Source organism: Streptomyces sp. NBC_00386 (genome assembly GCF_036063235.1).
Taxonomy (GTDB): Bacteria; Actinomycetota; Actinomycetes; order Streptomycetales; family Streptomycetaceae; genus Streptomyces.
In genome coordinates, this window is sequence record NZ_CP107950.1 from 4,683,247 (window position 1) to 4,696,745 (window position 13,499).

Sequence of the window (13,499 nt, forward strand, 5' to 3'; positions counted from 1 at the left end):
GCCGGAAGGCCGGGGCGTCTCTCACACCCCCGCCATCGGGAGGGTGACCTCGAAACGGCAGCCGCCGGGGACGTTGTGGACGGCGGCCATGCCCCGGTGCGCCTCCACGATGCCGCGGACGATGGCGAGGCCGAGGCCGGCTCCGGCGGGTGGTGTACGGGCGTGGGTCCCGCGCCAGCCGGTGTCGAAGACCCGTGGGATGTCCTCCTCCGGGATGCCTCCGCAGCCATCGGTGACGGACAGGACGACGCCCGCGGCCGAGCGTTCGGCGGCGACCGCGACCGTGCCGTCGGCGGGCGTACGGCGGATCGCGTTGACGAGGAGGTTGCCGAGCACCCGGCTCATCTCCTTGCCGTCCACCTCGACCGGTACCTGCTCGATACGGTTCCCGACCAGGCGCACCCCGTACTCGCGTGCCAGCGGGTCCGCTCCGGCGAGGGCGTCACCGACGAGGTCGTACACGGAGACACGGGAGGGGGAGAGGGCGAGGGCGCCCGCGTGGATCCGGGAGAGTTCGAAGAGGTCTCCGACCATGCCGTTGAGGCGTTCCACCTCCGTACGCATCTGGCGCAGATAGCGGTTCGGGTCCGCCGCCACGCCGTCCTCCAGGGCCTCGGACATCGCGCGCAGCCCGGCGAGCGGGGTGCGCAGGTCGTGCGAGATCCAGGCGACGAGTTCGCGGCGCGAGGTCTCGAGCGCCCTTTCGCGGTCGCGGGACTCGGCCAGTTTGCGGCTGGTGTCCGCCAGCTCACGGCTGAGCGCGGAGAGTTCGGCGGTCGTCGGTCCCTCGGGAGCCGCGAAGTCGCCGCCGTCGCCGAAGGAGCGGGCGGCGAGGGTCAGCGCCCTGCTGCCGGCCACGACCCAGCGGCCCAGGAGCAACGCGGTGGCCAGCGAGACGACGGCCGCCATGGTGATGACCGTCGTGACCACGCTCAGGTCGTGCGGGGACAGGAACATCGCCCACGCCACCGCCAGCGTTCCCGCGAGCATGGCGCAGACGGCGACGGCGGCGACGACCGTGAGGGACGCGGTGAGCGAACGGCGCCGCAGGAGCCGGAGCGCGCCCGCGCCGAGCAGGCCCGCCGCGGCGGCGCCCAGGAAGGCGAACAGGGCCATGACCAGTATGTCGTTCACGCGCCGGTCTCCTTGTCGGTCGCGGGATGTTCTCGTCCGGCCGCCCCGGTCGCCCCGGTCGACCCGGCCATCGCCTCCGTGCCGTCGAAGCGGTAGCCCACGCCCCACACCGTCTGGATCAGGCGGGGCCGCGCGGGATCGTCCTCGACCTTGCCGCGCAGCCTGCGGACGTGGACGGTGACCGTCGACAGGTCACCGAAGTCCCAGCCCCACACCTCGCGCATCAGGTCCTCGCGGGCGTACGCGCGGCCGGGGTGCTTCAGGAAGAACGCCAGGAGATCGAACTCACGCAGGGTGAGGGCGAGTTCGGTGCCGTTCTTGGTGGCGCGGCGGGCCGAAGGATCGACGGCGAGACCGGCGGCGTGCAGCGGGCGCGCGGTGGGCGCCGGCCGGGTCCTGCGGAGCACGGACTCGACCCGCAGGACCAGTTCCCGCGGGCTGAACGGCTTGGTCACGTAGTCGTCGGCGCCGACCTCCAGCCCGAGGATCCGGTCGTCCTCGTCGCCGCGCGCGGTGAGCATGATGACCGGCACAGGCCCCTGGGCGCGCAGCCGGCGGCACACCTCCAGGCCGTCGATGCCCGGCAGCATCAGGTCGAGCACCACCAGGTCGGGCCGGTGCGCGGCGGCACGGGCGAGCGCGACGGTGCCGTCCGCCGCCCGGTCCACGAGATACCCGGCGCGTTCGAGGTACCCGGACACGACCTCGGCCACGGTCGGGTCGTCGTCCACGACGAGCACACGGGTGGCCGCCGCGGAGACCGGAACGGGGGCCGGAACGGAGGCCGGAGGGGAGTCAGGCGCGGACGCCGGAAGGGGACGCGGGGCGGGTTCCGGAGAAGGAAGCGCGCCGGAGCCCGGGTGCGGGTCCGAAGCCGTCCCCGGATCAGGGTCCGGAGCCGTCCCCGGGCCCCCGTTCACGCTCGGGGCAGGTCCGGCACCTGGGGATTCGTGCGCTCGATGCATGGCTCCAGCGTCGCACCCGGCCGGGTCCGGCGTGGCTCGTCGGCGCCGACGTCCGAGTTTCGTAAGGACATGAAGTCCGGTATATCCCTTTCGCGTTCGTAAGGTGAAGGCCGTGACGACCTTTCCCGTACCGGACCCGGACGTCGACGTGGTCCTTCCCTGTCTGAACGAGGCCGGCGCCCTGCCCTGGGTGCTCTCCCGGATCCCGCCCGGCTGGCGCGCGCTGGTCGTGGACAACGGTTCCACGGACGGCTCCGCGGAGCTGGCCCGCGCGCTGGGCGCCACCGTCGTGCGCGAGGAGCGCCGGGGCTTCGGTGCCGCCTGCCACGCCGGGCTGACCGCCGCGACCGCCGACATCGTCTGCTTCTGCGACTGCGACGGTTCCCTCGACCCGGCCCTGCTCCTGCCGTTCGTCGCCGAGGTACGGGCCGCGGAGTCCGACCTCGTGCTCGGCCGGCGCCGGCCCCAGGAGCGCGGCGCCTGGCCCGTGCACGCCCGTGCGGGCAACATCGCGCTGGCCCGGATGCTCCGGCGCCGCACCGGCCTGCGCCTGCACGACCTCGGGCCGCTGCGCGCGGCCCACCGCGAGGCGCTGCTCGGCCTCGGGCTCACCGACCGACGCAGCGGCTACCCGCTCCAGATGGTCGTCCGCGCCGCCGACGCCGGCTGGCGCGTCGCCGAGCACGACGTGCCGTATCTGGCGCGCACCGGCGTCTCCAAGGTCACCGGCACCTGGCGCGGCACCTGGCAGGCGGTACGGGACATGCGCCGCGTCCTGGCCGAACCGCCCCCGCCCGCCCGGGCGCACGACCTGGTCCCGCCCTCCGGCGGGGCCCGGATCTCGGCGCGGCCCGGAGTACCGGCCGGAGCCCAGGTCACGGCGCCGCCTTCGGCGTCCGCTCCCGCACCGTCCCGAGGAGGAACCGTCCAGTGAGCGTCACCCTGCTCGTCATCGCCAAGGAACCGCGTCCCGGACGGGTGAAGACCCGGCTCACCCCGCCCTTCACCCCCGGGGAAGCGGCCGCGCTGGCCGAGGCGGCCCTCGTGGACACCCTGCGAGCGGTGGCGGCGACTCCCGCGCGGCGCCGGGTCCTCGTGCTCGACGGGGAGCCCGGCCCCTGGCTTCCGGCCGGCTTCGACGTCGTACGACAGTGCGCGGGCGGTCTGGACGAGCGGCTGGCCGCGGCGTTCGCGGGCTGCGACGGGCCCGCGCTGCTCATCGGCATGGACACGCCCCAGGTGACACCCACCCTCCTCACGGTGGACTTCGCGGACTGCGACGCGTACTTCGGGCCGGCCGACGACGGCGGCTTCTGGGCGCTGGGTCTCGCCGAACCCTGCCCGGAGCTCCTGCGGGGCGTACCGATGTCGACGAGCACGACGGGGGCCGCGCAACGGTCACGTCTCGTCGGAGCCGGGCTGCGGGTGCGGGATCTGCCCCGTCTGCGGGACGTCGACACGGCCGCGGACGCGACGGCGGTCGCGGCGGCCGCGCCCGCGGGGGTCTTCGCGGCGGAGCTGGACAGGCTCAGGACGGCGACCGCCCCGGTCCCCGGACAGGCCCCCGGACCGACCGCGGACCGGACCCCGGACCGGGCCACGGGGCCGGCGACCGGATGGACCGAGGGGTTCGTCGCCGGGCTCAAGGCCGTACGGGCCGCCGGAACGGGCACCGGCGGCCGGGACACCGGCTCCGTCTCCGGGCGGCGGGGTGCCGGGCGATGAGCGGCACGGGGAGAACGGCCGCTCGGGGTGCCGGCGCCGCACGGAGTTCCGTACCCGTCCCGGGTACCGGGACGGGAGCCCGGACGGGCGTGCGGGTCGAGACAGGGGCCGCGGCGGGGACGGGAACACTGACCGGGAACGGAACCGGGAACAGAAGCGGAGGGGGACCCGGAACAGGGGCCCTGTCCGGGCGGGCCGCGCGCTCATGGGCCGCCGATCCCTACGCGGAGGCGCTGGGCGCCGGCCGGGGGCCGCTGTTCCTGCGGCGGACGGACGGCTGGCTCCTTCCGCTGGAGGTGGAGCGCTGGTGCGCTCGCGCCGACGCGGTGGACCTCCAGGTGCTCGCGTACTGCGAGGGCGCCGTACTCGACGTGGGATGCGGTCCCGGACGTCTGGTCGCGGAACTCGCGGCACGCGGAAGGCCCTCGCTCGGCATCGACGTCAGCGAGGCCGCCGTGGCCCGCACGGTACGACTCGGCGGCCGGGCGCTGCACCGGTCGGTCTTCGAGCCGTTGCCCTCGGAGGGCCGCTGGGGCACCGTCCTCCTCGTCGACGGCAACATCGGCATCGGCGGCGACCCGGCCGCCCTCCTGCGCCGTACGGCCGAACTCCTCGCCCCGGGCGGCCTGCTGATCGCCGAGACCGTGGCGGGCGCGGACATCGACGAACGCGTCGACGTCCGCATCGTCCGCGCCGCGCACCCCGACGACCCCGACGACCCCGACGACCCCGATGACACCGACAGCAGGGCGGCCGGGAGCGGGCAGGCGGGCGAGGCCGGCGGCCGGGGCACGGCCGGCGACCGGGCCGCCTTCCCGTGGGCCCGGCTCGGCACCCCGGCCCTGCTCCGGCACGCGGCGCGTGCCGGATGGCGCGCCGACGCTCAGTGGGCGGCGGGCGGACGGTCCTTCGTGGCCCTGCGCAACGGGCCGCGGCGCGAGGCCCGCAGGGACCGCAGGGCGAGCAGCAGCGCGGACCCGGCGAACAGCGCCGCCGTGATCAGCAGCCAGCGGGCCGTGAACCCGTCGGCGGGCAGGGCGGTCGCCGACCGGTAGCGGTCGTCGACCTGCCCGCTGATCAGCGGGAACCACACCAGCAGCAGGAGACCGGAGAGAGCCGCCGGAACACGGACGTACATCGTCAGGTCCCGGTGGCCCCTCGCGTCCAGCGTCTTCGAGACGGCCCGGTCCGCGACGGCGTACAACGGCACGAGCACCAGGTCGTGCAGCACCGCCGCGCCCACGAACCAGAGGGCCACCCGGGACCAGTCGGCCGCGAGGAGCCGCACCCCGGCGTAGCCCGCCAGCGCGAACGAGCAAGCGAAAAGCAGCAGTTGGAAGGGGCTGCCGATCAGGTCACGGCCGGCGCGCCGACGCACCGCCGCGAGCAGCGCCTCGAACCGCCGACGCGGCGCGGGCCGTCGCGGTTCTGGGCTTCCGGGTTCAGGACTTCCCGGCTCAGAGCTTTCCGGTTCAGGACTTCCCGGTTCAGGGCTTCGCATCACAGGTCTCCGAACGTCATCCGGGCCACCCACTTGGTGTTCAGCACGCCGGGCGCGGCCGGAACGATGACCCGCGCCGGGTAGCCGTGATCGGGGGTCAGGTCCTCGCCGTTGACGAACAGCGCGAGCAGGGAACGCGGATCACGCACCTGGTTGTCCCGCAGGGCGGCCACCCGGAACGCTCCGTGCCGCTGGAGCGACTCCACGAGCACGTCGGGGGCCGCGTCCGCCTCGTAGCCGACGAGCGCCGCCAGGTCCCGCAGCCGCACACCCCGCCACCACTGGTCGGACGTCGACCAGCCCTCCACGCAGGCGATGGGCAACGCGGCACTGTGCAGGGGGAGCCGCCGGAGGTCGGCGCGGCTCAGCCGGACCGTCCGGCCCTTCCCCGTGACGACCAGGCGCCAGGCCTCCTCACTGGTCTCGGCGGCGGTGACACCGCGGGACGCGGCGGTCTTGTTGATCTGGAAGCCGCCCGGTCCCGAGCCCGGTTCGGCGCCGCCGTGCGGGGCCAGCAGCGCCGTGTCGCGCAGCGGCCCGTCGAAGCCGTGGCCCGCCGTGGTGGCGGTCAGCAGCAGAGCTCCGCCTCCGACGAATCCGAGGGCACCGCGCCGCGAGACCGTGGGCGGCAGCGGGTCCGGTGACACCGGCTCGTCCTCGGGACGCGCCGGTTCACCCGTGCCGGGCACCGAGCCCGGCGGCTCGGGCAGCGGGCCGGGAGTGCGCATGCGGCGCAGATTGCGCAGAGCCGCAGGCACCCGCAGGACCGCGTGCGCGACGAAGGCCGCGATGAACACCCAGGCCCCGTAGAAGTGCAGGGTGTAGAAGGAGCCGGGGAAGACGTAGTCGAGCTGGATGTTGAGCACGCCGGTGGTGAACTCGAAGAGCGCGCCGCCGACCAGGAGGAGCAGCGAGAGCCGTTCCAGGGCGTGCGCGAGCGAGCGGGCCGGGGGCAGCGCGAACAGTTTCGGCACGACCGACCACAGCTTCGCCAGCAGGACGGGGATCAGCGCGATGCCGAGCGTGACGTGGACGCCCTGGGTGAGGCGGTACAGCCAGACCGGGCCGGTCGGCCAGGAGAAGAGGTAGAACCCGAGGATCCCCTTGTCGGGGGTCTTGTCGTTCACCGGCGAGAGGTTCGGGTTGTAGGCCGCGTACGACAGGAGTCCGGTCACGAACAGCACCGTGATCCCGACGAGCAGCACCACACCCAGCACGGAGGTGAACCAGGGGCCGCGCAGCGGGCTGCGCCAGAACGCGGGGGACGAGGGAGACCGTGGCATGCCCCGACCGTAGGCCTGGGGCACCCCCCGAACGGGTTCTCAAACCATGACGAAACTCTGACGTCCACCTCAGTGGCCCCTGTCACCGGGGCCTCCCGGCCTAGCGTGCGAGGGTGAACCGCGACCTCCCCCGCGACCTCCCGCGCGATCTGTCCCGCGCCCGCCCCGAAGACCCTTCCGGAGTTCTTCCCACGGCCCCTTCCCGGGCCGTTCCCCGGCGCCTGTCACCGGCTCTGTCCCGGGCCCGGGACAGAGCCCGGGACCCCAGGCTCTCCCGGGCCCTGCTGAGCGACCGGCCCCGGGCCGTCCAGAGCGACCTGGCCGCCGCTCTGGCCGCGGCCCTGCTCGTGCTGACGGCGGCCGTCGTCGGCTACGTCATCGAGCACCGCGACGGCACACTGTTCGTCAGCGCCGCGCCGTTGTACGGGCACTGGGGACCGCATGCCGGACCCGGCACCGCGGCCTCGGTCGCCGTGGCCGTCGCGGTCGTGGCGTACGGTCCTCTCCTCGCCGCCCGGCTGGCCTGGCGGAAGCTGCTCGCGGCCGTGTGGGCCACGACGACGGTGTGGACGTTCTCCCTCGCGCTGATCGACGGCTGGGAGCGGGGCGTGGCCCGGCGCCTCACCACGCGGTACGAGTACCTCCAGGTCATCTCCCCGGTGAACCGCTTCCACGACATCCCGGCCGCCCTGCGGGACTTCACCCACCACATCCTGTTGCACTCCCCCGACCACTGGCCCGCGCACATCGCCGGGCATCCGCCGGCCGCCACCCTCACCTTCGTCCTCCTCGACCGCGTCGGGCTGGGCGGCGGGGCCTGGGCGGGCGTCTGGTGCATCACCGTCGGCGCGACGGCCGGGGTCGCGGTGCTCGTCACCGTGCGCGCCCTGGCCGGGGAGGCGCTCGCGCGACGCGCCGCGCCCTTCCTCGCCCTCGCCCCGGCGGCCGTGTGGATGGGCACATCGGCGGACGGGTACTTCGCGGCCGTCGCGGCCTGGGCCCTCGCCCTGCTGGCCCTCGCGGTCACGGGGCACCGGCCGCGGACGACCGGCCTCGCCTCCGGTCTCCTCCTCGGCCTCACCGCGTATCTCTCGTACGGCCTGACCCTGATCGCCGTGATCGCCGGCGCCGTTCTGCTGCTCGGGCGCCGGTCCCGGCTCCGCCCGCTGCCGTACGTCCTGGCCGGACTCACCGTCGTACCGCTGGTGTTCACACTGCTCGGCTTCAACTGGTGGGAGGCCTACCGCCTGTTGGTCACCCGCTACTACGAAGGGGCGGGCGGCGTACGGCCGTACGGCTACTGGGTCTGGGCGAATCTCGCCTGCACGGTGCTCATCACGGGACCGGCGACCGCGGCGGGACTGCGCAGGGCCGGAGCGGCGGCCCTGCGCATCGGGGCGGGCCTCGTCCCCCGGGGCCGCACCGCGCGGGAACACCTTCCCGGGACCGAGCGGGAACACCTCCCCGGCACCGCGCGGGGCGAGGAACCGGTGTCCGGCGTGGCCGACACGGGCGTTCGCCCCGCCCTTCGCCCCGCCCCGGGCACCGCCCCGCGGCTCGCCGTCCTCGTCATCGGGGCGCTGCTGGCCCTGCTCGTCGCCGACCTCTCCGGGATGAGCAAGGCGGAGACCGAACGCATCTGGCTGCCGTTCGCGCTGTGGATGCTGGCGGCGGGCGCGTTCCTCCCCCGCCCCCGTGCCTGGCTCGTCGCCCAGGCCACGTCGGCCCTGCTCCTCAACCACCTTCTGCTGACGGGCTGGTGACCGCCGGCTGGGCGAGGACCGCTCCGAGGACCAGGCCGACCGCGATGGCGGTGACGATCGTGACGAGTTTCAGCAGGTCACGGAAACCCTCGATGACGTAGCCGCCCGCCAGGGTGGTCAGCCCCCGCATGCCGAGGGAGCCGACGGTGAGGGTGAAGAAGCCGGGCAGGAGCAGCACGAGCCGGGGCGGCCGGTCCGGGCGCAGGGCGAGCCGGGTCGCGGCGGCGGCCAGGACGGCCGCCGCGACGAACGTTCCGGCCGTCTCGCCGATCGCCTTGGTGGCCAGGGACTGCACGGCCACGGTGACGTACACCAGCAGGAGCAGGGGCGGCAGCAGCCGGAAGGGGATGGCGAAGGCCAGCAGCGTGCCGGTCGTGAAGACGATCCAGCTCAGGAAGAGGGCCCAGCGCGGCAGATCGGACGCGGCCGCGATGTCGAAGAGGGCGCGGGTGGAGGTGCCGGTGAGGAACAGGCCCAGCAGGACACCGACGTAGAGCTGTACGAGGAGGAAGGCGGAGTAGACGAGCCGGATCGCGCCGGTGGTGATGTAGCCGGCGGCGAGTTCGGCCGCGGCGGCGCTCAGATAGTCGCCGGGGACGAAGAAGAAGAGCGCGGGCAGCATCAGCAGCACGGGGCCGCCGTGCGAGGTGTCGCGGGCGAACACCTCGATCGTGATCACGGAGACGGCGGTCGAGACGACCAGCGGGAGCACGGTGGCGTACCGGGGGATCCGGTCCGCCGTGACGGCCAGCACGGCGGCGACGGTGCCGAGGACGGCGGTGGCGCCGATCTCGTACCACGTGGCCTGCATCAGCGGCGCGAAGCCCAGCGTGAACAGGACGATGCCGAGCAGCTTGAGCCACCACGGGCCGCAGGCCGCCGGGATGCGCGCGCGGACCCCGCCACCAGCGTGCGGAGCACCCATGACACCCGTCGAGCCGAGCGGCCCGAACGAGTGAGGAAGCCTTGCCCGGCGGGAACCGGGCCCCGCCCCGACCGGGGCAGGAGAGCGCCGTCGCCGGAGGAACACCCGTTGCCCCGGACGGGCGGGACGGTGCCAAAACCGGTGCGGGACCAGCACCCGCCCGGGCGGTCGTACGACGCCGGCCCCCGGTCGGCACCGCCGCTCACCCGTACGGGCCACCGCCGCGCGGCGCCGCTCACCCGTACGGGTCACCCGCCGCGCAGTGCCGGTCACCCGCACGGAGGCTGGCCCCATCGCTTCGACACGGGAACAAGGAGGCGTCCGATGAGCTCGATGGACATGCCCGCGGACGCACCACGGGAGACGGCGCGGGCCGCCCGGGCCACGGCTCCGGCGGCGCCGAGACTCACCTGGCTGACGCTGGCGCTCATGACGACCGCCTCGGTCGCGAGTCTGCGGGCCGCCCCGACGATGGCGGTGTACGGCCTGGCCTGCGTGTTCCTCTACCTGGTCCCGGCGATCGTGTTCCTGCTGCCGACCGCCCTGGTCTCGGCGGAACTGGCCTCGGGCTGGAACGGCGGTGTCTACCGCTGGGTGAGCGAGGGACTGTCCAAGCCGCTCGGATTCCTCGCCGTGTGGTGCCAGTTCGCAATGACGATCTTCTACTACCCGAGCCTGCTGGCCTTCGTGGCGAGCACCATCGCGTACATCATCGACCCGGCCCTGGCCTCCAGCGGCCTCTACACGGCGATCGTCATCGTGGTCCTGTACTGGACCGGCGTCTGGGTCTCCTCGCGCGGCACCAAGGCCCTGGCCGGACTGTCCAGTTGGGGCCTGGTCATCGGCACCCTGGTACCCGGCACGATCCTCGTCGTGCTCGGCATGGTCTTCCTGGCCCAGGGCAACCCCTCGGCCGCCCCCATGACGGCCAGCCATCTGCTGCCGGCCTGGACGGGCCTCGCCAGTCTCGTGCTGATCGTCAACAACTTCCTCTCGTACTCCGGCATGGAGATGAACGCCGTCCATGTGTCGTCGCTGAAGAACCCGGCGAAGGAATACCCGAAGTCGATGTTCCTGGCGATGGGCCTGGTGCTGCTGATCTTCATCCTGCCCGCGCTGGCCATCAGCTGGGTGGTGCCCGCCGACCAGACCAGCCTCACCGCCGGTGTCATGCAGGCGTTCGACGCGTTCTTCTCGTACTTCGACATCGGCTGGATGACCCCGATCGCGGCGGTGATGCTGATCTCCGCGTCGCTGGCCGGCATGCTGACCTGGCTCGCCGGACCCTCCAAGGGCCTTCTGGAGATCTCCCGCAGCGAGGGCTATCTGCCGCCGTACCTCCAGCAGTTGAACCGGTTCGGCATCCAGCAGAACATCCTGGTGACCCAGGGCGTCGTGACCACGGTGATCGCGCTGGGCTACGCGTTCATCCCGAACGTCTCCAACGTGTACTGGATCTTCTCGACGATCACCACGCAGGTGTACCTCATCGTCTATCTGCTGATGTTCGTCGCGGCGATCCGGCTGCGGAAGAACCAGGCCGACCACCCGCGCGGCTACCGCGTCCCGGCGCTCAGACTGGTGTGCGTCGTCGGTTTCCTGGCCTCGGCCTCGGCCATGGTCATCGGTTTCGTGCCCCCCTCGCAGTTCGGCAGCAACAGCGTCCTGCTGTACGTCGTCATCATCGGCTCCGGTCTCGGCGTCCTCGGTCTGCTGATCCCCTGGGCGTTCCTGAAGTTCCGCAAGCCCGGCTGGCAGTTGGACACCGCTCGCGAGGAGGAGGCGGGGGCATGAGTCCCACCCGGTTCGCATCCGAGCACAAATGGATCTACTACGGCGCGATCGTCGTGCTGCTCGGTCTCGTCGTGGCCGGGCTCGTGCGCTACTCGGCCATCACGACGAACAACAAGGCCACGACCAAGGCCAACGAGCTCGCCGACGCGGCCGTGGCAGCCGGCCTTCCCCGGCCCGACACCGAGCTGATCGCCAGCGTCCTGGGCACCGACGGCGGTCTGGTCTGCGACGATCCGGCCAGTGACCTCAAGTCGGCGCTGTGGAAGATCAACGTGTCCAACGGAGCCGCGTTCGTCGGGCAGCGGCCCGTCATCGGAGACGGCAGGGCCCTCCGGGCGGAGGCCACGATCATCGAGATCTACTGCCCCGAGAAGCTGGACAAGATCCAGGACAAGCTCGACGACCTGAAGACCGACGACACGGTGAGGCGGTGACCGTGTCCGAACTCGCCGAGAAGATCACCGGGTTGATGGAGCGGGCCAGGGCGGACCTGGCCGAGCTGGTCGCGATCCCGTCCGTCGCCGACCCGCGCCAGTACCCGCCCGAGGAATGCCACCGGGCCGCGCGGTGGGTGGCGGACGCCTTCACCGAGGCGGGGCTCCGCGACGTCCATCTCGCCGAGACGCCCGACGGGAGCCACGCGGTCATCGGCCACCGCCCGCCGCCCCCCGGCGCCCCCACCGTCCTGCTGTACTGCCACTACGACGTGCAGCCACCGCTGGACGACGACGCCTGGACCACACCGCCCTTCGCCCTCACCGAACGCGACGGCCGCTGGTACGGGCGCGGCACCGCGGACTGCAAGGGCAACATCGTGATGCACCTGACCGCCCTGCGCGCACTCGGCGACGACGTCCCGGTCGGCCTGAAGTTCGTCGCCGAGGGATCGGAGGAGCAGGGCACGGGCGGGCTGGAGAGCTACGTGGCCCAGCACCCGGAGCAGTTCCTCGCCGACGCGCTGCTGGTGTGCGACACCGGCAACGCGGAGGTCGGCACGGGCACCGCCACCGTCACCCTGCGCGGCCTCGCCAACATCGTCGTCACCGTCGGCACGCTCGCCGGGGAGGTGCACTCGGGCATGTTCGGCGGGCCCGCCCCGGACGCACTCGCCGCTCTGATCCAGATGCTCTCCACCCTGCGCGACCCGGCCACCGGCGCCACTCGCGTGGACGGACTCGACTGCGAGGGCGAGTGGGAGGGTGCCGGCTACGACGAGGAGCGGTTCCGCGCCGACGCCGGCGTCCTGGACGGCGTCCGTCTCACCGGGACCGGCACGGTCGCCGACCGGCTGTGGGCCCGCCCCGCCGTCACCGTCCTCGGCATCGACTGCCCTCCGGTGGTCGGCTCCGCCGCCGCCGTACCGCCCACCGCACGCGCCCGGGTGAGCCTGCGGATCCCGCCCGGCACGGACCCGGCGGCGGCCCGCGCGGCCCTCACCCGGCACCTCACCGAGGCCGCGCCCTGGGGAGTCCGGGTCGGGATCGAGGACGAGAGCGCCGGCGCCCCCTTCAAGGCGGCCACCGACGGCCCCGCCTACGCGGCGCTCGGCCGCGCCATGAACGAGGTCTACGGCAGGCCCATGGCCTTCCTCGGCCAGGGCGGCTCCATCCCGCTGTGCAACGTCCTCGCCGAGACCTACCCCCGCGCCGAGATCATCCTCATGGGCGTGGAGGAACCCAAGTGCCTCATCCACGCACCCAACGAGAGCGTCGACCCGGCCGAGATCGAGCACATGGCCCATGTCGAGGCGCTCTTCCTCCACGCCTACGCGGCAACCGGGGGCCGCGGCCGCTGACTCCCGGCACGGTGGCCGCCCGCGGGATCAGGCTGCCCCCGCGCGGTCACTCCCGGTGGGATCACGGCCGTCCCCGCACGGTCGCGATCCCGCCCTCGCTCCGGACCGGACGTGTTCCCCGGCCCTAGCCTTCCCCGGCCTGCGCGGAAGGACCTCGGCCGCCGTGCACGGAAGCCTTCTTGATCGCCTCACGGATGCGGGAGTAGGTGCCGCAGCGGCACACGTTCTCGATACGGTCGATCTCGGCGTCCGTGGGGTGCGCCGTCTTCTCGAGCAGGGCCGCGGCGGCCATGATCTGGCCGGGCTGGCAGAAACCGCACTGGGAGACGTCGCAGTCGAGCCAGGCCTGCTGCACGGGGTGCAGGCGGTCGCCGTCGGCGAGGCCCTCGATGGTGGTGACCTCGCGGTCCGCGCAGTCCGCGACCGGGACGACACAGGGCTGGATCTCCGCACCGTCGAGATGACTGGTGCAGGCCCGGCAGACCCCGACACCGCAGCCGTACTTGGGCCCGGTCACATCCAGCAGGTCGCGCAGCACCCACAGCAGCGGCATGTCCGCCGGTGCCTCGACGGTGACCTGTCTCCCGTTGAGGACGAAGGAGTAGGACGGCATC

General features: G+C 73.3%; 11 protein-coding genes and 1 pseudogene. 7 read left to right on the forward strand and 5 right to left on the reverse strand.

The features are described 5' to 3' along the window. Nucleotides 1-21: 21 nt before the first annotated feature. Entirely contained in the window at nucleotides 22-1,116 is a 1,095-nt protein-coding gene (locus OG780_RS20555) for a sensor histidine kinase (RefSeq protein WP_392973323.1), read from the reverse strand. 14 nt (nucleotides 1,117-1,130) lie between these two features. Next, a complete protein-coding gene (locus tag OG780_RS20560; RefSeq protein ID WP_328450274.1) occupies nucleotides 1,131-1,874 on the reverse strand; it encodes a response regulator transcription factor in 744 nt (247 codons plus the stop codon). A 328-nt stretch (nucleotides 1,875-2,202) separates the two neighbouring features. On the opposite strand from OG780_RS20560, the gene OG780_RS20565 reads away from it, so the two are divergent. The 3 genes and pseudogenes from OG780_RS20565 to OG780_RS20575 all read left to right on the forward strand — a co-directional run bounded on the left by OG780_RS20565 (nucleotide 2,203) and on the right by OG780_RS20575 (nucleotide 4,879). After that, on the forward strand, nucleotides 2,203-3,033 hold the full coding sequence (locus tag OG780_RS20565) for a glycosyltransferase family 2 protein (RefSeq protein ID WP_328450276.1): 831 nt from the start codon (nucleotides 2,203-2,205) through the stop codon (nucleotides 3,031-3,033). Next, nucleotides 3,030-3,638 (forward strand): annotated as a pseudogene (locus OG780_RS20570) (TIGR04282 family arsenosugar biosynthesis glycosyltransferase); the annotation flags it as partial. The gene OG780_RS20565 and the pseudogene OG780_RS20570, both read left to right, overlap by 4 nt. Nucleotides 3,639-3,913: 275 nt before the next feature. Then, nucleotides 3,914-4,879, forward strand: coding sequence for a class I SAM-dependent methyltransferase (locus OG780_RS20575; RefSeq protein ID WP_443062184.1), 966 nt, complete (start codon nucleotides 3,914-3,916; stop codon nucleotides 4,877-4,879). 445 nt (nucleotides 4,880-5,324) lie between these two features. Here OG780_RS20575 and OG780_RS20585 read toward each other — a convergent pair whose 3' ends face one another. After that, the gene (locus OG780_RS20585; protein ID WP_328450278.1) at nucleotides 5,325-6,608 is read right to left on the reverse strand and encodes a molybdopterin-dependent oxidoreductase; all 1,284 of its coding nucleotides are present in this window, start codon (nucleotides 6,606-6,608) and stop codon (nucleotides 5,325-5,327) included. A 281-nt stretch (nucleotides 6,609-6,889) separates the two neighbouring features. Between OG780_RS20585 and OG780_RS20590 the strand changes: the two genes are divergently transcribed. Then, complete coding sequence (locus tag OG780_RS20590) at nucleotides 6,890-8,371, forward strand: hypothetical protein (RefSeq protein ID WP_328458266.1); 1,482 nt, start codon at nucleotides 6,890-6,892, stop codon at nucleotides 8,369-8,371. Here OG780_RS20590 and OG780_RS20595 read toward each other — a convergent pair. Then, nucleotides 8,343-9,296, reverse strand: a complete 954-nt coding sequence (locus OG780_RS20595; RefSeq protein ID WP_328450280.1) for a threonine/serine exporter family protein — start codon at nucleotides 9,294-9,296, stop codon at nucleotides 8,343-8,345. The two genes, OG780_RS20590 and OG780_RS20595, sit on opposite strands and share 29 nt — an antisense overlap. A gap of 324 nt (nucleotides 9,297-9,620) precedes the next feature. Here OG780_RS20595 and OG780_RS20600 point away from each other — a divergent pair, with 324 nt between their 5' ends. The 3 genes from OG780_RS20600 to OG780_RS20610 are packed head-to-tail and all read left to right on the forward strand — an operon-like array spanning nucleotide 9,621 to nucleotide 12,885. Then, a complete protein-coding gene (locus OG780_RS20600) occupies nucleotides 9,621-11,090 on the forward strand; it encodes an APC family permease (protein WP_328450282.1) in 1,470 nt (489 codons plus the stop codon). Next, nucleotides 11,087-11,524 carry a hypothetical protein gene (locus OG780_RS20605; RefSeq protein ID WP_328450284.1) on the forward strand — a complete coding sequence of 146 codons (438 nt, stop codon included), beginning with the start codon at nucleotides 11,087-11,089 and terminating at the stop codon, nucleotides 11,522-11,524. Before OG780_RS20600 ends, OG780_RS20605 begins: the two co-directional genes overlap by 4 nt. Beyond that, nucleotides 11,521-12,885: a dipeptidase gene (locus OG780_RS20610; protein WP_328450286.1), complete on the forward strand. Its 1,365-nt coding sequence runs from the start codon at nucleotides 11,521-11,523 to the stop codon at nucleotides 12,883-12,885. Before OG780_RS20605 ends, OG780_RS20610 begins: the two co-directional genes overlap by 4 nt. A gap of 124 nt (nucleotides 12,886-13,009) precedes the next feature. On the opposite strand, the gene OG780_RS20615 is transcribed toward OG780_RS20610, so the two are convergent. Continuing rightward, entirely contained in the window at nucleotides 13,010-13,498 is a 489-nt protein-coding gene (locus OG780_RS20615; RefSeq protein WP_328450288.1) for a (2Fe-2S)-binding protein, read from the reverse strand. Nucleotide 13,499: the final 1 nt, after the last annotated feature.